This window comes from Amycolatopsis pretoriensis (genome assembly GCF_900107925.1).
GTDB lineage: Bacteria > Actinomycetota > Actinomycetes > Mycobacteriales > Pseudonocardiaceae > Amycolatopsis > Amycolatopsis pretoriensis.
On record NZ_FNUJ01000003.1, the window covers coordinates 133067 to 152463 of the forward strand.

Below are 19397 nucleotides of genomic sequence, written 5' to 3' on the forward strand. Positions count from 1 at the left end.
ATCGCCCGACCATGACGGCGAGGGGGAGCACCCACGTGCGCTGAGCGTTCACGGGTCTCACCTCCTCGGGTGGGTCACGGTCGACGGCACGCTACCAGCCGGTCACCGAGGCGCCCAACCTGTTTTCGGCGTCGCCGGTCAAGGGCGCACCGGCGTCCGGTCCCACACCAGCGTCACCACGGTTCCCGACTCGCCGGACGCGATGTCCGCGCGGTCGGCGCTCGCCCGCAGCAGCAGCAATCCCCGCCCCCGCAACGAAACCGGGCGCGGGTCGACCACCGGGGTCCGCCACCGGCCGTGGTCGCTGATGACCACCTCGATCCGGTCCGGGTGCACGGCCGCGTCGAGGTCGACCACCCCGGAGCCCGTGCCGTCGTAGGCGTGGTCGGCCACGTTCGCCAGCGCTTCGTAGCTCGCCAGCACGATGTCCTGGGTCCGGGCCTCGTCGACGCCCGCCGCGAGGACCCACGCCGTCAGGTCGTGGCGGAGCCGGCGCAGGGCTTCGGGCACCGCCTCCACGCCGTGGCAGCGGAACGGTCCCGGGGGTTCGTCCATCGGTCGCCTTTCCGGGCCCGTCACTGGCTCAGCGCTTCGTCGACCGTCGCGTGGATGCCGATCCACGTGTCGAGGCCGGTCGTCTTCAACGGACCCGACGTCACCGCCGAGTCGCTCACCACCCGCAGCGCGCGCTCGGGCAGCCGGCGGTGCGCCGCCGCGAGCACCTGCAGGCCCGCCGAGCAGAAGAACGTCACCGCGCGCAGGTCGACCACCAGCGTCCGCGGCTCGTCGGCCAGCACGGTGTCGACGACTTCCTCGAACTCCGGCGCGCTCAGCAGGTCGATCTCCCCCGCCACGCGCAGCACCGCGGCGGTGTCCCGCCAGTCGAGCGTGACCGCCAGCTCGACGGCGGGGAGATCCCGGGATGAAGAGGCCACGGCGCTTTATGGTGCCCCAATCCCCGCCGCCGCGCCAACGGCGCTCCTCACCGGTGCGGCAGCTTGACCACCGTGACCCAGAAGTCGTCGATCTTCCGGACCACCTCGACGAACTTCTCGAAGTCGACCGGCTTGGTGACGTAGGCGTTGGCGTGCAGGTCGTAGCTGCGGACGATGTCCTCCTCCGCCTCCGACGTCGTCAGCACGACCACCGGGATGGTGCGCAGGTCCGGGTCCTGCTTGATGTCGGCCAGCAGCTCGCGGCCGTCCTTGCGGGGCAGGTTGAGGTCGAGCAGGATCAGCCCCGGCCGCGGCACCTCCGCGAACCGCCCGTGGCGGTTCAGGAACTCGAGGGCCTCCACGCCGTCGCTCGCGACGTGCAGCGCGTTGCGGATCTTGTGGTGCTCGAAGGCCTCCCGGGTCATCAGGACGTCCCCCGGGTCGTCCTCGACGAGCAGGATGTCGATCGGAACTGGCGCGTGCGTCATGCGTCCTCACCATCCTCGGTGGCCGCCGGCAGCGTGAAGCGGAACGTGGTGCCCTCGGCCTCGGTGTCGAGCCGGATCCGGCCGCCGTGGTACTCGACGATCCGGCGGCACAGGGCGAGGCCGATCCCGGTGCCGGGGTACGCGCTGCGGGTGTGCAGCCGCTGGAACAGCGCGAAGACCCGTTCGGCGTACTCCGCGTCGATGCCGATCCCATTGTCCGTCACCGAGAACACCCAGTCATCGCCGTCGCGCTCGGCGGTGACCCGCACCTCGGGCGGTGCCTCGCCCTTGAACTTCAGCGCGTTGCCGATCAGGTTCTGGAACACCGCCGTCATCAGCACCGGCTCGACGCGCACCTCGGGCAGCTCGCCGCGTTCGACTTTCCCGCCGCTGAGCGAAAGGGCGACCTCCAGGTTCGCGAGCGCGTCGTCGACCAGGCTGCCCGCGTCCACCACGACGTGCTCGGCGGGTTTGCGCCCGACCCGGGAGAACGCGAGCAGGTCGTTGATCAGGACCTGCATCCGCTTCGCGCCGTCGACCGCGAACTCGATGTACTGCTGGCCGCGCTCGTCGAGCAGCCCCTCGTAACGCCGTTGGAGCAGCTGGCAGAAGCTCGCCACCTTCCGCAGCGGCTCCTGCAGGTCGTGCGAAGCGACGTAGGCGAACTGCTCCAGGTCGGCGTTCGACCGCTCCAGCTCGTGCGTGCGCCGGTCCAGCAGCGCGTGCGCCCGCTCGAGCTCGGCGACCTCGGCGAGGATCCGCAGGCGCATGGCCTCGACGTCGGAGCCGAGCTGGGCGATCTCGCGCGGCCCGCTCCCGTGCACCGGGTGGCGGACGTCGGCGTCGGCGACCTCGCGGACCTCGCCCGCCAGCCGCACGATCGGCCCGGTGATGACCCGCCGCAGGCCGAGGAAGAGCACCGCGAACAGCAGCACGACCAGCACGCCGATGGCGACGAGCATGGCGGTCAGGAAACTCGCCGCCGCGTCGAGGTCCGCCCGGCCGGCGTCGCGGACGGCGGTCAGGTGGTCGAACTGGGTGCCGAGGGACTGGCGCACCCCGTCGAACAGGGTCCGGCCGCGCTCGATCTGCGCCGGGGTCATCGCCCCCGCGCCGGGTTCGACGCTGGGCGCGGCCACGGCCTGCCAGGCGACGGCGGCCCGCAGCACGGCCTCTAGGTCGTCGCCGGCCTGCGTGCCGGGGAGGGCGCCGAGCTGGCGCAGCTGGCTGACCGCGTCGCCCTCGGCCTGGCGGCCCGCGGTGTAGGGCGCGAGGAAGTCCGGCTGCCGGCCGAGCTGGTAGCCGCGGATGCCGGTCTCCTGGTTCAGCAGCGCCGTCGACAGCTGCGTCGCGGCCAGCCGCTGCGGCCCGATGACGTCCAGGAGGCTGTTGCGGGCCTCGGTCAGGTTGTTCAGCGCGATCACGCCGCCGGCCACCGCGGCGAGCAGCAGGACGGCTTCGAAGACGGCGAACAGGCTCAGCCAGCGGCGGATCGTCCAGCCGCGTGCTTCAGTGCTCATCGGCGGGTCCTGTCGGATCGTGGCTGAGCAGGGCGAGGGCGACGTCGTCGTCGAGCGGGCCGGAGTTGAGCCGTTCGGCGCGGGCGATCAGCTCGTCGAGCAGGTCGGTGCCGGTCAGCCCGGTCTGGTGCTGGACCTCCAGGACGATGGCCGCCATCCGCTCGTGGCCCAGCCGTTCCGACCCGGCGCCGACGCGGCCCTCGAAGACGCCGTCGGTGTAGAGCAGCAGCGACCAGCCCGGTTCGAGCGGCACGTCGAGGGCCTCCCACTTCGTGCCTTCGACGATGCCGAGCGGGACGCCTAGGCGTTCGCCGGACAGGAGGTGCCCGTCGCCGGGGGTGAGCAGCAGCGGCGGCAGGTGCCCGGCCAGCGACAGGCGCAGGGATCTCCGGTCCGGCGCCACGACGACCATGCAGACGGTGGCGAACAGCGGCTCGATCCGCTCGTGCACCAGCACCCGTTCGACCATGCTGAGCACGTCCGCCATCGGCAGGCCCGCCATCACCAGCGAGCGCCACGCGATCCGCAGCGCGACGCCGAGCGCGGCCTCGTCCGGGCCGTGGCCGCAGACGTCGCCGATCATCATGTGCACGGTGCCGTCGGCGAGCTCGATCGCGTCGTAGAAGTCGCCGCCCAGCAGGGAACCGTTGCGGCCGGGGCGGTAGCGGGAGGCCAGGTCGAGGTGCGGGTCGCGCAGCAGCGGGACGGGCAGCAGGCCGCGTTCCAGCCGCGCGTTCTCCCGGGCGAGCAGCTGCTGCTGCAGGAACTGCTGCTCGACCTGCTCGGCGCGCTTGCGTTCGCGGGCGAAGCGCAGCGCCTTCACCAGCAGCGGCCCGTCCACCTGGTCCTTGACGAGGTAGTCCTGCGCGCCGGCGGCGACCGCGGCGACACCGGTGGCCTGGTCGTGCCCGCCGGTGAGGACGACGATCGCGACGCCGGGCGCGTGCTGACCCAGCTTCGTCAGCCCGCTCAGGCCCATGGCGTCGGGCAGCTGCAGGTCGAGGACGACGCAGTCGGCGGTGAGCGGGCCGGCGAGCGCCGCGGCGAGCGTGTCGACGCGTTCGAGCGAGAACGGCACGGACGTGTCCGCCAGCATCTCTTCGACGAGCAGCGCGTCGCCGTCGTCGTCTTCGACGAGCAGCACGCGCAAGCGGGTGCCGGAGTCCCACGATGAGTCGTGCGCGGCGGTCACCGGCTTCTCCCGTTCGGCTGCTCGCGAGCCCAGCACATCCAGACGATCACCCTAGCGGCACCGGCGGCCACGACCTCGAAACCGGTCCCACGGAGGTAGCGTTTTATAGCACTCCGGTGTGACACCGGGCCGGTAACGGTTCGGGTCGTGACCGTGCCGGAACCGGACGACCCCGTCCTAGGCTGCAGCCATGCCCCCGCGCGCCGCTCTCGCTTGGTGGGGCGCGACGGCGTGCTGGTTCCTCGGCTCGCTGCTCGGCGGCCGCCGCACACCGGCCGAGGCCGCTGTCCCGCTGCCGGTCGCGATCCTCGCGTACGTCGTCGGCGCCGGCTTGTTCGCGTTGCTCGGGTACGGCGTTCACCGCGGTGTGAAAGGAACTCGCGTCGCGTCGGCGATCGTCGGCGGGCTCGGCATCGTGGTCCTGGTCCGGCAGCTGGCCGAAGACCTGGCCACGGGCGCCGTGGTGCACGGCGCGTTCTTCCTGGCCGCGCTGCTCCTCGCGGCCACCGCGGTCGTCCTGCTGCTCAGGCGCCGCTGAGCCGCGCGGCCAGGAACTCCTGCTCGACGGCGTTGTCGCTCAACGCGAGCGCCGCGCGGTAGGCGTCGGCCGCTTCGGCGTCGCGGCCGAGGCGGTGCAGCAGGTCCGCCTTGGTGGCGGGCAGGTACCGGTAACCCGCGAGCCGCCCGTCGGCCTCCAGCCGGGCGATCTCCCCGAGCGCGGCCTCGGGGCCGGCCACCGCGGCGACGGCGACCGCGCGGTTGAGCGCCACCACGGGCGAGGGCCACAGGCGCAGCAGCACGTCGTAGAGGGTCAGGATCTGCGGCCAGTCGGTCTCGGCGTAGCTCGGCGCTTGGGCGTGCAGCGCCGCGATCGCGGCCTGGACGCTGAACCGCCCGGGCGGGCCGGACTTCAGCGCCTCGACGACGAGCAGGTCGGCCTCGGCGATCATCGCGGTGTCCCAGCGCGAGCGGTCCTGGTCTTCGAGCCGCAGCAGGCGCCCGGCGGGGTCGGTCCGGGTGGCCCGGCGGGCCTGCTGGACGAGCAGGAGCGCGAGCAGCCCGGCGACCTCCGTGTCGGCGGGCAGCAGGGCACGCAGCATCCGCGCCAGGTCCAGCGCGCGGCCGGTCAGCTCGTCGCGGACGAGGTCGTCCCCCGACGGCGCGGTGTGGCCCGCCGCGTAGAGCAGGTGCAGCACGGTCAGCACGACCGACACCCGGGCGGGCAGTTCCTCGGCCGCGGGGACCGCGTACGGGATGCGCGCGGCGGCGATCTTCTTCTTGGCGCGGGTGATCCGGGCGGCCATCGTCGGCTCGGGCACCAGGAAGGCGTGCGCGATGTCGGCCGTCGCGACACCGCAGACCAGCCGCAGCGTCAACGCGATCTGGGCTTCCTGCGCGAGCGCGGGGTGGCAGCAGGTGAAGACGAGCCGGAGCCGGTCGTCGGGGATCGGCCCGGCGGGCTCGGGCGGGTCGTCGGCTGGGTCCGCATCGGGTTCGACGAGCAGGGGCAGCTTGCGCCGCAGCACTTCCTGGTGCCGGACGCCGTTGAGCGCGGTCCGGCGCGCGACCGTGGTCAGCCACGCGCCGGGCCGGTCCGGGACGCCGTCGTCGGCCCAGCGCTTCAGCGCCTGGACGTAGGCGTCCTGGACGGCCTCCTCGGCCTCGTCGAGGTCGCGGGTGACCCGCACCGTCGCGGCGAGCACGTAGGCCCACTCGCGACGGTGCGCTTCGGCGACGGCGTCCGCGACCGGGGTCAGTCCGCCACGACCTGGAAGTCGACGAGCGGCCGGACCTCGACGCCACCTTCGACGATCGGCGTCAGCTTCGCGCAGGCCAGCGCGTGGTCGAGGTCGCGGGCCTCCAGCAGGTACACGCCGGCGAGCACCTCCTTGGTCTCCACGAACGGCCCGTCGGTCACGAGGTCGCCGCGGAGGGCGGTGGCCGTCTCGTTCGGCTGCAGGGCCAGGCCGGCGGTCACCTTGCCGCCCTTCGAAGCGATCAGCTCCGGCAGGCCGATGTGCCGGTCCATGATCTCCTTCGGCAGGTCTTCGGCGGGCACCCGCTCGTAGATCAGCACCGCGTACTGCGCCATGTCCGTTCCTCCTCGTCGTTCTGTCCTTTCCTACTCCGTCACGCGGGGAACGGCGAAATCGACAGCTCAGAACAACGGACGTCCGGAATTCTTCGCGGCGACGTACGCGTGCCAGTCGGCGGTGACCTGATCCGCGTAGCTCGTGGCGAACGCGCGGGTCTCGGCCTGCAGCCCGGACACCGAGGTGATGGCACCGTCGATGGCCGCGTCCGCCGAGTAGGTGAGGCCGGTGCCGGCGATGTCCTGGTCGGCGCGGGAGTGCGCGGCGGCGAGCAGGCGGCCGACGTCCCGCACGGTGTCGTCCCAGGTCGCCGACGACGTCAGGTCGCCGATTTCGAGGTCCTCCGCGAACGGCGACTTCTCCTTCACCAGCACCGGCGTGCTCCCGACGCTCGCCCAGCCGGCCAGGGGGTCGGACTGGTTCGCCAGCCAGCGCAGGGCCAGGGCGGGACGCTGCCCGCCGGTCAGCGTGGTGGCGTTCGGCGCGAGCTGCTTCGGCGCCGGGTCGACTTCCTGCTTGACCTCGAGGATCCGGTCGTCGGACGCCGAGGTCGTGTCCCCCTCGACGAGGACGTACCAGCGGAAGCGGCCGAGGCTGCCGGTGCCCGCGCCGGTCCGCCGCCGCACGTCCTTCACCACGGCTTCGGACGTCTTCAGCGGCTTGCCGGCGGTGGTCCGGTACGACGCGATCGCGTCGACGAGCTGGGTGCGCGTCGTCGCGGAGACCGGCTGCAGCTCCGGGTCGGACTTGAAGTGACCGCCGGTGGTCCACTTCGCGACGAGGTCGGCCCGCTTGTCCCCCGCCGACTTGTCGATCAGGTCCCCGACGAGGTCGGAGGTGTTGCCCGAAGTGAGCCGCCAGCTCGCTTCGTCGTCGGTGCCGTGGAACTTCGCGATCCACTGCGCGTACTCGGCGACGAACGTGTCGACGTCGGTGGCGATCTGGCTCGCGCCGCGGCCGTTCGCGCGGCCGGCGAGGACGATCGACACGGCTTCGCGGCGCACTTCCCACGTCCAGGAACCGCGCCAGGCGTCGTCGGTGTCGTCGATCGCGAACTGCTCTTCGTTGTCGGCCCCGCGGTCGGCGCCGGTGTTCTCCAGGTGCGCGTCGCCGGTCAGCCAGACGTCACCGGCCGCGGTGGCGTACGCGGACTTCGGGAGTTCGCCGAGATCCCGGTAGTACAGCGGCGAAGTCCCGCGGAAGAACGCCCACGCGCTCGACGCGAGCGTCTGCGTCCGCAGCGTCAGCTCGTCGTCGGTCGCGCCGCCGTTGAGGACGTGCAACGCGTGGTCGCGGTCGTAGACCACGGCCACCGGGTCCCGGGTCAGCCCGGCGGCCTCCCCGGGAGCCGCGGTGGCGAGGAGCAGGATCACGAGCAGGGTCCCCACAGTGGTTCGGCGCATTCGGCCACAGCTACCGGACCGACGTGAACCCCGGTCAGCGTGCGGCCAACGTGACGGCGAACGTGTTGCCGTCACTTTGGACCAGCGAGCTGAGGTACGCCGTGAACGTGCCGCAGCCGGTCAGCGGCGGGATCGCGTACTGCCCGCTCACCGGGCCGCCCGTCGCCGGGGTGAAGCCGCTGCCGGACCGCAGCTCCACCGGGATCGAGGCACTCGCGCGGCACCCCGCGTCCGCGACCGGCAGCCCGAACAGCGTCACCTGCGGCAAGGCCAGCGCCAGCTTCGCGTGCGCGACGAAACCGTCGCCGGTGAGTTCCCCGGTCTGCGGGCCGTCCGGGCTGAACAGCAGGTCGGCCGTCCCGGGCACGAACCCGAACACCTTGAACTCCGCCCGCGTCCGGTCGAACGCCGGGGTGAACCCCGTGAACGATCCGGTGACCGGCGCGGTCGCCCCGAGCGCCTTCAGCGTCGTCGAGCCGGTGACGCCGTAGTCGCGCGAGGCGCCCAGGTCGAACGAAAGCAGCACCGGGTCCTGCCCCGCGTCGAGCGTGCAGTCCGAGGTGAACGAGCCGAGCCCGGTGAACGAGCCGTCGGCCTTCTTCGGCGTGAGCCGCGCGCTGAAGCCGCCGATCGTCAGCGTCGTCCGGCCCGCGTTCGGCAGCTGCACCGGCGGGACCGAACCGGACGCGTTTGTGGTGAACGGCCCCGACGCCGGCACCGCGGTCTTCGCCACCGTCAGCGGCAGGGCGAGCGGCAGCGTCAGCGGACCGTTGGCCAGCGTCACCCCTGCGGACGCCGTCCCTTCGATGCTCGCCGCGCCGACCAGGGCCAGGCCGCGGGTGGACTTGTCCGGCACGGTCACCGCCACCGCGAGGTCCGCCGTCGTGAACGTGCCGCCGGGCGCGGCCGGCACGTCGAACGACGCCTTGACCTCGACGTCCAGCTTCTGCAGCCCGATCAACGGGAACGGGCAGGTGAAGCTCAGCTTCTTGTCGATCGGCGTCGACGCCGCCGCGGGCGTGGCGACTCCGAGGGCGAGCACGCAGGCGGCGAGCAACGACCGGGCGATCCGCACGGGCGCTCCCCTTTCTCGAGTTTCTCGGGCGTGGCACCGGCCCCCGCCGCAGCGCGACGGGGGCCGGCAGATCGGGTCACTTCTTGGCGAGCACGAGGTCCAGCGAGTTGCCGTCACTCTTGGCGAACGCGCTGATGATGTCGTTGAACGAGCCGCAGTTCTGCAGCGCGGACAGCGAGTAGGTGCCCGACAGCTTGCCGCCCTTGAGCAGGTCGAAGTCGGGACCGGTGGTCATCTCGCTGGTCGACGGGGTGGTCGTGCCGCACTTCGGGTCGGTGCTGATCGGGATGCCGAACAGGTTGACCGTGGTGAGGAACGTGTCGAACTTGATGTGCGCCTTGAAGCCGGTGCCGACGAGCTCACCGGTCTGCGGGCCGTTCTGCACGACCTTGACGTCCGAGCTGCCCTGGATGAACCCGAACAGCTTGAAGTCGGTGTGGGTCGGGTTCAGCTGCAGGCTGCCGGTGAACGTCTTGGCCGACAGGTTGACGTCGGCGTCGAACGAGCCCGTGATCGGCGCGGTGCTGCCGAGGGACTTCAGCGCCGTCTGGCCGGTGATGCCGAAGGAGTACTTGATGCCCCCGCCCGGCGGGGTCGTGGTGGGCGGGGTGGTCGTCGGCGGCGTGGTGGTCGGCGGGGTCGTCGTCGGCGGGGTGGTGGTGGGCGGCGTCGTCGTGCCGCCACCGCCGGCGATGGTGATCGTGGCCAGGGTGTTGTTCTGGCCGGCGTCCTGCGTGCAGGGCGCGTCGATCGTGCCGTCCGGCGTGATGCCGGTGACCGAGCCGTCGGCCTTGCGCGGGGTGACCTTGAGGTTCAGGTCGCCGACGGTGATCTTCGCCTGGCCGGCCTGGGTGAACGTCAGCGACGGCGTCTTGCCCGCCGCGTTGATGTTCAGCTCACCCGAGGCCGGGATGTTCGTCTTCTCCAGCGTGATCGGGACGTTGACCGGCAGGTTGAGGCTCGGTGCGGCCACCGTCGCGGCGGCGGTCGCGGTGCCCTCGATCGTGGTGGCCCCGATCAGGCTCAGGCCGGCGACGGTGTCGGCGTTGATCGTGGACACCGCCCGGATGTCGAACGCGCCGGTCGGCTGCCCGGTGTTCACCGTGGTCGGCAGGTCGGTGTTGATCACCACCTTCAGCGACTGGGACCCCACCAGCGGGAGCGTGCAGTGGTAGTTCAGCGTCAGCGAGATCGGGTCGGCCGCGCTGGCCTGCGCCCCGACGACCAGCGCGGTGGCGACGAGCCCCACCGCGCCCACGGCCGCGGCGGCCGCGACCGTCTTCTTCTTGCCTCTTGGGTGACTCACGATGGTCCTTCCGTGTATCAACAGTGATACGAAACGGCCCGCGCTATTCGAGAATCGCGACCGATCCGTAAGCTAACGAGCGCGGATAGCGCCGATCAAGGCCTTTCGGTGAAAAGTCCACACGGGCACCGCAAATTGTCACCCCGGCACGCCACCCGGGCGGGGTTCCTAGCAGCCCCGGGAAGGTTTTCCCAGCACAGGGCCGTCGCCGAAGCGCTGACGAGCGTGACAAACACCGCTCCCGAAATGTTGACGCGCGTGCCAATCGGCCATTCCCGTCTTGCTCGGGCGCGACCGCGCCGCGTAGCTTCGAAACCCATGAAAAGAATGCACAGCGCGGTGCTCGCAATGGCGGCGGCCGCGCTTCTGTCGTGCTCCGCGTGCGGGTCGGACGCCCCGGCCGACCCCGGCCGGCACGCCGATCCCGCGGCGCTGGCCTGGGTCGACAAGGTGTGCACCGGGGTGGCTTCGGGCTCGGCGAAGCTGTCGCAGCCGCCGGCCGTCGACGACGCCGACCCGGTGAAGACCCGGGACGCCATGGTCGACTTCCTGGGCCGCCTGGGTTCCGCGCTCGACGACATGGCGGGCGGCCTGCGCACCGCCGGCGTCCCGCCCGTCCCGGATGGACAGTCCGCTGTGGACAAGGCGACCGGCAACCTCACCGAGACGAAGACCAAGCTCGCCGAGACGAAGTCCAAGATGGAGCAGGCGAAGGTGACCGACCAGCCGAGCCTGCGCAAGGTCATCTCCGACGCCGACGCGACCATGGGCCAGCTCGCCGATCCGGAAGGGCCGATCAAGGACCTCAAGGCGAACCCCGAGCTGAACCTGGCCTTCAGCGAGTCCGCGACCTGCAAGCGCGTCTACGGGACGGGCTCGTGACGGCCCGCCGCGTGCTGGCCGTCTTAATCGCGCTGGCGCTCGCCGGCGTGTTCGCGCCCGCGGCGGCGTCGGCGGCCCCGGCACCCGGTCCGGCCGACGACTCGTTCTACACGCCGCCGTCGCCGCTGCCCGCGGGCAAACCCGGCGACGTCCTCCGCTGGCGGCCGTCGAACGCGGGCCCGCGCCAGGCGTCCGTCGACGCGTGGCAGGTGATGTACCTGTCCACGAACGCGCTCGGGCAGCCCGACGCCGTCACCGGAACCGTGCTGGTGCCGAAGAACGCCGACCGCGCGACGGCGCCGATCGTCTCGTTCGACCCCGGCACGCACGGGCCCGCGTTCGGCTGCACGCCGTCGAAGATGATCGACATCGGCGCGTTCTACGAACAGCCCGGCCTCGACGACCTCCTGGACGCGGGGTACGCCGTCACCGTCCCGGACTACGAGGGCTACCAGAGCGCGCCGAAGACGACGTACGTCGTGGGGCGTTCCGAAGGACCGGCGGTGATCGACGGGGTCCGCGCGGCCCAGCGGCTGCCCGCGGCGGGGCTGTCCACGACGGCGAAGGTCGTCTTCCGCGGCTACTCCCAGGGTGGCGGCGCCGCGGCGTGGGCCGGGGAGCTGCAGCCGACGTACGCGCCGGAGCTGAACCTCGTCGGTATCGCGGCCGGCGGCGTGCCCGCCGACCTCGTCCAGGTGACGCTGCAGCTCGACGGCAAGTTCGGGTTCGGCGTGTTCGCCTACGCCCTGCTCGGCCTCGACCAGGCCTACCCGGAGCTGCAGCTGGACTCGTTCCTGAGCGACAACGGCCGCGCGAAACTCGCCGAAATGAAGCAGAGCGCGTGCACGTTCGAGCTGCTCACGACGTACGCGAACCAGAAGATCGCGGACTACACGACCGGCCCGGGCTACATCAAGCCCGCGTGGGTCGCGCGGCTGAACGAGAACAAGCTCGGCGGCAGCCCGCCTCGCGTGCCCGTGTTCGAGTACCACGCGACCGGCGACCAGCTGGTGCAGTTCGCGCAGGCCGACAGCCTGCACAAGGCGTACTGCGCGGCCGGGGTGGCGGTGACGTGGAAGACCTACGACACCGACCACATCACGCTGGTCTACACCGGCAACGCCGACGTCCTGGCGTTCGTCAAGGACCGGATCGCCGGGAAGCCGGCGACGCCGAACTGCTGATCAGCGGTTCGGCCGGCCGTGCGGGTGCTGGTGCTGCCACGAGCTGACCACCGAGCTCACGTACTGCTGCCACTGGTCTTCGGCCGGCGGCGCCGACGTCGTGGGGTTCGCGGGCTTGCGCCCCGCGGCGGCCGGCGGGTTCGTGGTCCGGACCGGCGAGTCGCGCACCTTCGCGGTGAGCGGCGGCGCCTCCGCGGTGGCGCTCATCGTCTCCACCGCGTCGCTCGAGGCCGGCGGCGCGGCGGGGGCGGTCGCGCCCGGCGGCGGCGTGGCCGTCCCGCCCACCTGCTGCGGCTGGAAGAGCACGACGGCGGCCAGCCCGAGCGCGACGGCGGCACCGGCGGCCAGGACGTAGGGCTTGGTGCGCCGGGACTCGGCGGGCGGCGCTTCGAGCGGGCGCTCGTCGTCGGGTTCCGGGGCCGCGAGCTCGGCGTCGAGGATGGCCAGCGGATCGGGCTTCGGTTCGGGCGCGGGTTCTTCCCTGGCGAGCATCTCGTCGAGGTCACCGCGGATCATCAGCGGTTTCGTCTGCGAGAGGTTCACCAGCTCGGCGACCGAGGGGATGTCACCCTCACCGCCCGTGCGTGCCATCGAAAGACCTCCACCCTGTCGGCGTCTCCCTGGAGGAACCATGCCGCGAGAGCTGCTCCGCTTCGCCGTCGTCGGCCTGGCCGCGTACGGGGTCACCCTACTGGGCGACTACAGCCTGAAGCTCACCGTGTTCCGCGAGAAACCGGTGACGGCCCTTTTCTGCGCGACGGTGGCCTCGACGGCGTTCGCGTACCTGCTGTCCCGCCGCTGGTCGTTCGCCGGCCGCGGCGGCCACCACCGCGTCCGCGAGGCGGCACTGTTCTTCGTGGTCAACGCTGGTGCGGTGGCGGTGAACCTGGTGCCGCCGCTGGTGTCGCGGTACGTCCTGCACCTGTCCGTCCCCCATGTGAGCTTCGTGGCGCAGGAGGTCGCTGACTTCGTGGCGGGGATGGTGCTGGGGACGTTGTCCGGGACGGCGTTCCGCTGGTACGGCTACCGCCGGTGGGTTTTCCCCCGGTCAGCGCCACCAGTGGGCGTCCCCCAGGTCGGTGAACCCGAGCTTGTCGTAGAGCGGCTTGCCCGACCGCGAGGCGCTCAGCGTGACGGGGAGATCGTCGAAGTGCCGTAGGACGGCGTGCATGAGGGCGCGGCCGACGCCTTTGGAGCGGTGCTCGGGCATCGTCGTGACCCAGTAGGCGCCGCCGACTCCGCCGTGGGCCATGGTGAAGCAGGCGCCTTCGTCGCCTTTGCGGAAGAAGGCTTGGCTTAGTAGTTCGTCAGGGAAGACCTGGCCGGGCTCGGCCGGTTGGTACTCCTCCAGCGGGAAGCCGCGGACGATGACGTCTTCGGCTTTCCGCAGTTCAGCGACGGTTTCGACGCGGGTGACGGCGGGTTCGTCCGGCACCGGCCCGGGTTCCCGGACCATGACGGGCAGCAAGCGGGGCGCCATGCCGAGGTCGCTCAGGTCGACCGTCCGCCAGGGGTCTTCGACAACGACGGTCCGGCCGTTTTCCCGGTACTCGCGAGCCAGCGCGGCGACTTCGGCGTGGTCCGGCGTGTCGGTCCGCACCATGATCCGGACCCGGCGGCCGTCGATGACGGTGCAGGTGGAGGTCTCGCGGACGACGTCGCCGCGGGCGTTCGCCAGGGTGGTCCACATGGCCACGGCGTTGTCGCAGGCCTGCCGACGGCGCTCGGTGAGCAATCCGGTCATGCCGGGCAGCTTAGGGGCGAAGTGGATCTACCCCCAGAGCCAATCCGGCCGGCCCGGACCAGGCCACTTCGCGTCGGAACCCCGCTACCCGACGACCCGCGCCGCTCACTCCCCGCCCGGCAACGCCCGTTCCGCCAGCAACGCCAGCTCCATCCGCAGCCGCTCCCCCGGATCGTCCAACCGCGACCCGAACAGCTCCCCCAGCTTCTTCAACCGCGCCCGGACCGTCTGCGGGTGCAGCTCCAACAGCCGCCCCAGCTCCGGTGCGCTCCCGCGGGTCCGGACCAACGCCAGCAACGTCTCCGCCAACTGCTCGCGCCGCCGCTCGGGCAGCCCCGACAACGGGGCCAGTGTCGCCGATGCCAGCTGGGACACCAGGAACTCGTCCGCCAGCAGCAGCAACGTCGTCAGGTGGTCGCGGCACCACACCACCGGCCCCGGGTTGTCCAGCAACCCACGCGCCGACAACTCCAGGGCGCGGCGGGCCACCCGGAACGATTCGGGGACCGCCGCCGGGGGCACCAGCGGGCCGACCGCCGCCGTCCAGCCGGCCGGCAACCCCACCAAGCCCGCCAGGTCCGGGTCCGGGGCCGGGGTCAGCGCCGCCGGCGGGTCGCCCGACGGGTCGGCCGGGACGTGCTCCGGCAGCAGCCCCGGCGGGAACTCCGGGGCGCCCGGCAACGCGCGGAACGCCACCGCCGCCAGCCGAGCCGGCACCGGCAGTCCCGAAGCCGCGATCAGACCGTCCACTTCGGCCGGTGTGCGGCCGCCGAGCAGGGCGCGCAGCAGGCGGCGGTGCCGCTCGCCCGTGCCGGTCATCGCCGCTTCGGCCGCGCGGTAGCCCTCGGAGATTGCCGCCATCGACGTCTCGACGTCGGCGAACATGCCCTCGGCCGCGCCGTACAGGACGTCGCCCGACAGGCCCGCTTCCCGGGCGATGTCGGCGATCCAGCGCCACGTCACCCGGCTCGACACGCGCACCGCCGCCTGCGCCGCCTCGCGGCTCAGGCCATTGTGGAACGCCTCACGCCCGTGCCCGCGGAACTCGGCCAGCCGGTCGGCCTGCCACAGCGCGGGCGTGCCGACGCGGTCGATGTCCCGCTCGATCCCGCGCCGCGTCTGCTCGATCGCCGCGACGCGCGTGGGTCCCCGGCCGAAACTCCCGGAATATTCCGGAATCTCGGCGGCGATGCCGTCGACGCAGGCCCGCGCGATCTCCGGGATCCGCGGGCGCACCGCGTCGCCGAGCTCGTGCGGCAGCCGGGCCCACACCGAGCCGTCCGAAGCAGGAGAACGCATGGGGAATTCGGTCCTCCACCGGGATTAATCGACACTCGGAATTGGCCCCCACCACCTGACACGGAGCGTAGGACGCCCACCCGTCCGTGTCAAAAGGACGTCATCCCGTCACCCTTTCCGGGAACACCTCGTTGATTTTTCAGTGACACAACCGTCGGATACGCTCTGCTCCGCCCGGACCGACTCGAAGGGGGATCGGTGGTCGAGTACCGCAGCTTCCGCCTGCTGGCCTCGCTGCCGCGCGCGCTCGGCGCGGGCCTGCGTCCGCACGTCGGGCGCGCCGCGGCCGCGATGATCCAGGAGGTCCAGCGCACGGTCCCGGCCTACGGCCAGCCGCTCAAGGGCGTGTTCGGAAAAGTCCTGGTCAAGAGCGTCGAGTACGCCGTGCAGCACTGCGTCGACTCGATGGGCGAACCGGGCCTGGCCCACGACCACTGGATCGACTTCTACCGGGGCCGCGGCCGCATCGAGTTCACCGAGGGCCGCAGCCTCGACGCGCTGCAGGACAGCGCCACCATCGGGGCCCGGGTGGCCTGGCGGGCGATGCACCCCGGCGTCGTCGCGGCCGGCGTCGACCCGGCCGTCATCTCGGTCGCCGCGGAGGCCATCTTCGCCTACGTCGACGAGCTCTGCGCCACCGCGATCGAGGGTTACCAGCGGGCGCAGACCGAGGCCGAGGGCGCCGTCCCGGTCCGGCGCCGGCGCCTGCTGGAGCTGATCGTCCAAGGCCCCGAAGGCGCCGCGACCAGCATCGCCGAGCTGGCGGGCGGGGCCGGCTGGCCACTGCCCGAGACCGCCGCGATGGTCGCGCTCGAACGCGGCCCGGACGCCGCCGGCTTCCCCGCCGACCTGCTCGGCGACGGTGTCCTGGCCGACCTCGACGGGCCCGAGCCGCACCTGCTGACCCGCGACCCGGACGCCGATCTCGGGCCACTGGAGGCCAAGCTCGACGGCTGGCGGGCGGCGGTGTCGCCCACCGTGCCGCTCGCCGACGCCCCGGCCGCGCTGCGCACCGCCCGCCGGGCGCTGCTGCTGTCCGGGCCCGACGTCCCCGGCCCGATCATCTGGTGCCGCGACCACCTGGCCACGCTCTGGCTGCTCGCGGAGGACTTCCTGGCCGCCGAGCTGGCGCGCCAGAGCCTCGACCCGTTCGCCTCCCTGAGCGAGAAGCAGCGCGACCGGCTCGGCGAGACGCTGCTGGCCTGGCTGGAGACGCGTGGCGGGGCGCCGGAGATCGCGCAGCGCCTCGGCGTCCACCCGCAGACCGTGCGCAACCGGCTGCGGCAGCTCGAGGAGCTCTTCGGCGACCGGCTCAAGGACGCCGACGACCGCCTCGGCATGCAGCTGGCGCTGCGGGCTCAGCGGCTCATGCGCGCGCACCGGCCGGACGGTGAGCGGGAGCGCTGAGGGCGCGGTCGAGCGCGCGCACCGGCACGGGCAGCACGCGCCGCCACGGGCGCCGCACCGGCCGCGGTGGCCGGGGCTCTCGCGAATAGGGGTGGAAACTCGCGCGGCACGACATCAGCGCGTCCGGTGCGTCATTGCGACCATGCCTTCGAGGAATACGCGGATACCGGCGGAATGTCGATACGCATAACCGGGTGAACCGGGAAAACCCGCACCCGCGATCGCCTTTCGGCGGCCGTTCTTGTCACCCGCACCCGCATTCCCGCGAAGTGGCGTGCGACACATCCGGCGCGAGTAGTCGGATGCCCTATTTTCGGCTCGCGAGAAAGGGCTCCCGATGACACTCGAGACGCACACCTTGACCCTCCACGGCCGCCGCATCCGGCTGCACGAGCACCTGCCCGCGGCGGGTGCGCGCGACGAAGCGATCGTGCTGCTGCACGGGATCGCGGGCAGCGTGGAGACCTGGACACCGCTGCTGAAGCGGTGCGAATCGCTCGGCGAACGCGTGCTGGCACTCGACCTGCCCGGCCACGGCGAATCCGAAGCACCGCGCACGGACTACGGTCTCGGCGCGCTGGCGAGCACCGTGCGGGACGTGCTGGCGGTGTCCGGTGTGCGGCACGCGACCGTCGTCGGGCACTCGCTCGGCGGCGGCGTCGCGCTGCAGTTCGCCTACCAGTTCCCGGAAATGTGCGACCGGCTCGTCCTGGTCGCCAGCGCCGGGCTCGGCCCGGAGGTGAGCCCGGTGCTGCGCGCGACGGCGTTGCCGGGCGCCCGGGCCGTCGTGGCCTGCGCGGTGAACCGCGGCACGCTCGCGATCGCGCGTGCCGCGGCCCGGCTCGGACGCCGGCTGGGTGGATCGTTGAAAACTGAAACACGTGAGCTGGCAAGGCATTTCGGCTCGCTCGCCGACCCGGCCCGGCGGCGGGCGTTCTTCGCCATCGCGCGCAGCCTGATCGACCTGCGCGGCCAGCGCGCGAGCGCGCTGGAGAAGCTCTACCTGGCGGAAGCCGTGCCGGTGCTGCTGGTCTGGGGCGCGCGCGACCCGCTCATCCCCGCCGCGCACGGCCGCCGGGCCGCCGAGCTGCTGCCGAACAGCCGCTTGACCGTGCGAGAAAACATGAAACACTTTCCGCACGTGGCCGATCCGGACGGGTTCCGCCTGCTCCTGCACGAGTTCGTCACCACGACGGAACCCGCGCGGCTCACGCTCGACGACGTCGTCGCACGGCTGAGCGCCGGGCTGTCGGCCCCGTGAAAACACCCCACGGAAAAGTTGTCACCCGCGCACCATCCGCCCGAAGCGGAAGTGTCACCTCTCATCGCGCGCTTCCACCCGTTCGGGTGTAGTCCGGACGGGTTACCGCAAAGTCAGCGGAGAACCCGTTGACACTGCGGTTCGCGCGAAATTATGTTGCCTGAGCCACAAAATCCGGACCGGCTTCGACGACGAAGAGGCCAGTTTTGTTGCCAGCAAGGATAAAACACATGACCGACGTGGACACCGGGTTCGCCGCCCCCGCCCTGCGCGCGGGACGGCCCAACCCCGGAGAACGCCCTTCCGGACCGGCCTACCGGCACCAGTCCGTGTCGGCCGACCGGCCCCGGCCCGCCTACCCCCCGACCCAGCGGACCGCCGGGGAACCCCGGCCCGTGCGCGCTTCCGGCGCCATCGGGCTGTGGGCTTCGCTGCCCCGTGAGCTGGCGATCCGCTTCAAACCGCGGGTCGACCCGCTGGCCCGCGCCATCCTGCAGGAGGTCCAGCGGGCGGTGCCCGAGTACCGCCAGCCCCTCGAAGGCGCGTTCGGGCATATCATCACCCAGGGTGTCCGGCAGGCGATCATCCAGTGCCTCGACAGTGTCGGCACCCCCGGTGCCGTGCCGCTCGAGACGTGGACGACCGTGTTCCGCAACCTCGGCAAGATCGAGTTCAACGAGGGCCGCAGCCTCGACTGCCTCCAGACGGCCTACCGGGTCGGCGGGCGCGTGGCGTGGCGGCACATCTCGGAGTTCGGGCAGGCCGCCGGCGTCGCCGCGGACACGCTCTGCACGTCGGCCGAGGCCATCTTCGCCTACGTCGACGAGATCTCCGCGCTCTCGATCGAGGGCTACACGGCGGCGCAGACCCGCGCGGCCGGCACCCGGGCCCGGCGCCGGAGACGGCTGCTCGAACTGCTGCTCGCCGACCCGCCGTCGGCGCCGCAGACCATCAGCGCCCAGGCCGCGACCGCGCAGTGGGCGCTCCCGGCCGAGGTCACGGTCGTGGCCCTCGAACCGCGCGCCGACCAGCACAGCCTCGCCGCGCCCGACCTGCACCCCGACGTCCTCGTCGACCTCGAGGGCGGCGAGCCGTGCCTGGTCACCGGCGACGCGGAGAAGCACCTGAAGAACCTCGGCGAGCGGCTGGCCGGCTGGCGCGCGGTGATCGGCCCGACCGTCCGGCTCACCGACGCGCCGCGGTCACTGCTGTGGGCCCGCCGGACGCTCAAGCTCGTGCAACGCGGCGTGCTGCCGGACGCGCCGGTCACCCACTGCACCGACCACCTGTCCACGCTGTGGCTGCTCGCCGACGAGTTCCTGGTCCGCGAGCTGTGTTCGCGCAGCCTGGAGCCGTTCAACGACCTCACCCCGAAGCAGCGGGCGCGCCTCGGCGAGACGTTGCTGATCTGGCTGCAGTCCCGCGGCAGCGCGCCGGAGATCGCGAAGAAGCTCAAGGTGCACCCGCAGACCGTGCGGTACCGCATGCACCAGCTCATCGACCTCTTCGGCGACCGGCTCAACAACGCCGACGACCGGCTCGACATGGAGATCGCGCTGCGGGCGGAGGCCCTGCTCGGCTCCTGACTCCCCTTCAACGACGAGGTGG

At 72.2% G+C, this 19397-nt stretch carries 20 protein-coding genes; 7 read left to right on the forward strand and 13 right to left on the reverse strand.

The genetic code is table 11. The features are described 5' to 3' along the window. Nucleotides 1-138: 138 nt before the first annotated feature. Genes BLV96_RS13020 through BLV96_RS13040 form a run of 5 tightly spaced genes read right to left on the reverse strand, consistent with a single transcriptional unit; the run spans nt 139 to nt 4135 of the window. Nucleotides 139-555, reverse strand: coding sequence for an ATP-binding protein (locus BLV96_RS13020; protein WP_086676277.1), 417 nt, complete (start codon nt 553-555; stop codon nt 139-141). A 20-nt stretch (nt 556-575) separates the two neighbouring features. Next, the gene (locus BLV96_RS13025) at nt 576-935 is read right to left on the reverse strand and encodes an STAS domain-containing protein (protein WP_086676279.1); all 360 of its coding nucleotides are present in this window, start codon (nt 933-935) and stop codon (nt 576-578) included. A 47-nt stretch (nt 936-982) separates the two neighbouring features. Next, entirely contained in the window at nt 983-1423 is a 441-nt protein-coding gene (locus tag BLV96_RS13030) for a response regulator (RefSeq protein ID WP_086676281.1), read from the reverse strand. Continuing rightward, nucleotides 1420-2943, reverse strand: a complete 1524-nt coding sequence (locus BLV96_RS13035) for a sensor histidine kinase (RefSeq protein WP_086676283.1) — start codon at nt 2941-2943, stop codon at nt 1420-1422. Before BLV96_RS13035 ends, BLV96_RS13030 begins: the two co-directional genes overlap by 4 nt. Then, on the reverse strand, nt 2933-4135 hold the full coding sequence (locus tag BLV96_RS13040) for a PP2C family protein-serine/threonine phosphatase (RefSeq protein ID WP_086676284.1): 1203 nt from the start codon (nt 4133-4135) through the stop codon (nt 2933-2935). The genes BLV96_RS13035 and BLV96_RS13040 overlap by 11 nt, the downstream gene beginning before the upstream one ends. Before the next feature lie 190 nt (nt 4136-4325). Here BLV96_RS13040 and BLV96_RS13045 point away from each other — a divergent pair, with 190 nt between their 5' ends. Further along, entirely contained in the window at nt 4326-4673 is a 348-nt protein-coding gene (locus tag BLV96_RS13045) for a hypothetical protein (protein ID WP_086676286.1), read from the forward strand. Here the strand turns inward: BLV96_RS13045 and BLV96_RS13050 are convergent. From BLV96_RS13050 to BLV96_RS13070, 5 genes are all read right to left on the reverse strand, one after another. Next, a complete protein-coding gene (locus tag BLV96_RS13050; protein ID WP_086676288.1) occupies nt 4660-5838 on the reverse strand; it encodes an RNA polymerase sigma factor in 1179 nt (392 codons plus the stop codon). The genes BLV96_RS13045 and BLV96_RS13050 overlap by 14 nt on opposite strands. A 50-nt stretch (nt 5839-5888) precedes the next feature. Continuing rightward, on the reverse strand, nt 5889-6227 hold the full coding sequence (locus BLV96_RS13055; RefSeq protein ID WP_086676290.1) for a YciI family protein: 339 nt from the start codon (nt 6225-6227) through the stop codon (nt 5889-5891). A 66-nt stretch (nt 6228-6293) separates the two neighbouring features. Further along, complete coding sequence (locus BLV96_RS13060; protein ID WP_244180204.1) at nt 6294-7631, reverse strand: DUF2252 domain-containing protein; 1338 nt, start codon at nt 7629-7631, stop codon at nt 6294-6296. Nucleotides 7632-7665: 34 nt separating this feature from the next. Continuing rightward, the gene (locus BLV96_RS13065) at nt 7666-8706 is read right to left on the reverse strand and encodes a DUF6801 domain-containing protein (RefSeq protein WP_086676294.1); all 1041 of its coding nucleotides are present in this window, start codon (nt 8704-8706) and stop codon (nt 7666-7668) included. A gap of 76 nt (nt 8707-8782) precedes the next feature. Then, nucleotides 8783-10012: a DUF6801 domain-containing protein gene (locus BLV96_RS13070; RefSeq protein ID WP_091389124.1), complete on the reverse strand. Its 1230-nt coding sequence runs from the start codon at nt 10010-10012 to the stop codon at nt 8783-8785. Between the two features lie 318 nt (nt 10013-10330). On the opposite strand from BLV96_RS13070, the gene BLV96_RS13075 reads away from it, so the two are divergent. Both BLV96_RS13075 and BLV96_RS13080 read left to right on the forward strand, forming a co-directional pair. After that, nucleotides 10331-10894 (forward strand): hypothetical protein, encoded by a 564-nt coding sequence (locus BLV96_RS13075; RefSeq protein ID WP_244180205.1) that lies wholly within the window; start codon nt 10331-10333, stop codon nt 10892-10894. Beyond that, the gene (locus BLV96_RS13080; RefSeq protein ID WP_086675066.1) at nt 10891-12078 is read left to right on the forward strand and encodes a lipase family protein; all 1188 of its coding nucleotides are present in this window, start codon (nt 10891-10893) and stop codon (nt 12076-12078) included. The genes BLV96_RS13075 and BLV96_RS13080 overlap by 4 nt, the downstream gene beginning before the upstream one ends. Here the strand turns inward: BLV96_RS13080 and BLV96_RS13085 are convergent, their stop codons facing one another. Beyond that, a complete protein-coding gene (locus BLV96_RS13085; RefSeq protein WP_086675065.1) occupies nt 12079-12669 on the reverse strand; it encodes a hypothetical protein in 591 nt (196 codons plus the stop codon). Between the two features lie 40 nt (nt 12670-12709). On the opposite strand from BLV96_RS13085, the gene BLV96_RS13090 reads away from it, so the two are divergent. After that, on the forward strand, nt 12710-13237 hold the full coding sequence (locus BLV96_RS13090) for a GtrA family protein (RefSeq protein WP_086675064.1): 528 nt from the start codon (nt 12710-12712) through the stop codon (nt 13235-13237). Here BLV96_RS13090 and BLV96_RS13095 read toward each other — a convergent pair. Then, a complete protein-coding gene (locus BLV96_RS13095; RefSeq protein WP_086675063.1) occupies nt 13127-13822 on the reverse strand; it encodes a GNAT family N-acetyltransferase in 696 nt (231 codons plus the stop codon). The two genes, BLV96_RS13090 and BLV96_RS13095, sit on opposite strands and share 111 nt — an antisense overlap. A gap of 105 nt (nt 13823-13927) precedes the next feature. Then, a complete protein-coding gene (locus BLV96_RS13100; protein ID WP_086675062.1) occupies nt 13928-15121 on the reverse strand; it encodes a PucR family transcriptional regulator in 1194 nt (397 codons plus the stop codon). A 198-nt stretch (nt 15122-15319) separates the two neighbouring features. Here BLV96_RS13100 and BLV96_RS13105 point away from each other — a divergent pair, with 198 nt between their 5' ends. The 3 genes from BLV96_RS13105 (at nt 15320) to BLV96_RS13115 (ending at nt 19375) form a co-directional block, all read left to right on the forward strand. After that, a complete protein-coding gene (locus tag BLV96_RS13105; protein WP_086675061.1) occupies nt 15320-16528 on the forward strand; it encodes a PucR family transcriptional regulator in 1209 nt (402 codons plus the stop codon). 337 nt (nt 16529-16865) lie between these two features. Continuing rightward, on the forward strand, nt 16866-17789 hold the full coding sequence (locus BLV96_RS13110) for an alpha/beta fold hydrolase (RefSeq protein WP_086675060.1): 924 nt from the start codon (nt 16866-16868) through the stop codon (nt 17787-17789). A gap of 395 nt (nt 17790-18184) precedes the next feature. Beyond that, complete coding sequence (locus BLV96_RS13115) at nt 18185-19375, forward strand: PucR-like N-terminal domain-containing protein (protein ID WP_167379627.1); 1191 nt, start codon at nt 18185-18187, stop codon at nt 19373-19375. Nucleotides 19376-19397 lie beyond the last annotated feature (22 nt).

Excerpts from the sequence above, each read along its gene's own strand:
- BLV96_RS13090 (WP_086675064.1), top strand. The coding sequence starts at position 12,710 with ATGCCGCGAGAGCTGCTCCGCTTCGCCGTCGTCGGCCTGGCCGCGTAC.
- BLV96_RS13055 (WP_086676290.1), bottom strand. The coding sequence starts at position 6,227 with ATGGCGCAGTACGCGGTGCTGATCTACGAGCGGGTGCCCGCCGAAGAC.
- BLV96_RS13020 (WP_086676277.1), bottom strand. The coding sequence starts at position 555 with ATGGACGAACCCCCGGGACCGTTCCGCTGCCACGGCGTGGAGGCGGTG.
- BLV96_RS13100 (WP_086675062.1), bottom strand. The coding sequence starts at position 15,121 with ATGCGTTCTCCTGCTTCGGACGGCTCGGTGTGGGCCCGGCTGCCGCAC.
- BLV96_RS13075 (WP_244180205.1), top strand. The coding sequence starts at position 10,331 with ATGAAAAGAATGCACAGCGCGGTGCTCGCAATGGCGGCGGCCGCGCTT.
- BLV96_RS13095 (WP_086675063.1), bottom strand. The coding sequence starts at position 13,822 with ATGACCGGATTGCTCACCGAGCGCCGTCGGCAGGCCTGCGACAACGCC.
- BLV96_RS13060 (WP_244180204.1), bottom strand. The coding sequence starts at position 7,631 with ATGCGCCGAACCACTGTGGGGACCCTGCTCGTGATCCTGCTCCTCGCC.
- BLV96_RS13045 (WP_086676286.1), top strand. The coding sequence starts at position 4,326 with ATGCCCCCGCGCGCCGCTCTCGCTTGGTGGGGCGCGACGGCGTGCTGG.
- BLV96_RS13110 (WP_086675060.1), top strand. The coding sequence starts at position 16,866 with ATGACACTCGAGACGCACACCTTGACCCTCCACGGCCGCCGCATCCGG.
- BLV96_RS13030 (WP_086676281.1), bottom strand. The coding sequence starts at position 1,423 with ATGACGCACGCGCCAGTTCCGATCGACATCCTGCTCGTCGAGGACGAC.
- BLV96_RS13085 (WP_086675065.1), bottom strand. The coding sequence starts at position 12,669 with ATGGCACGCACGGGCGGTGAGGGTGACATCCCCTCGGTCGCCGAGCTG.
- BLV96_RS13035 (WP_086676283.1), bottom strand. The coding sequence starts at position 2,943 with ATGAGCACTGAAGCACGCGGCTGGACGATCCGCCGCTGGCTGAGCCTG.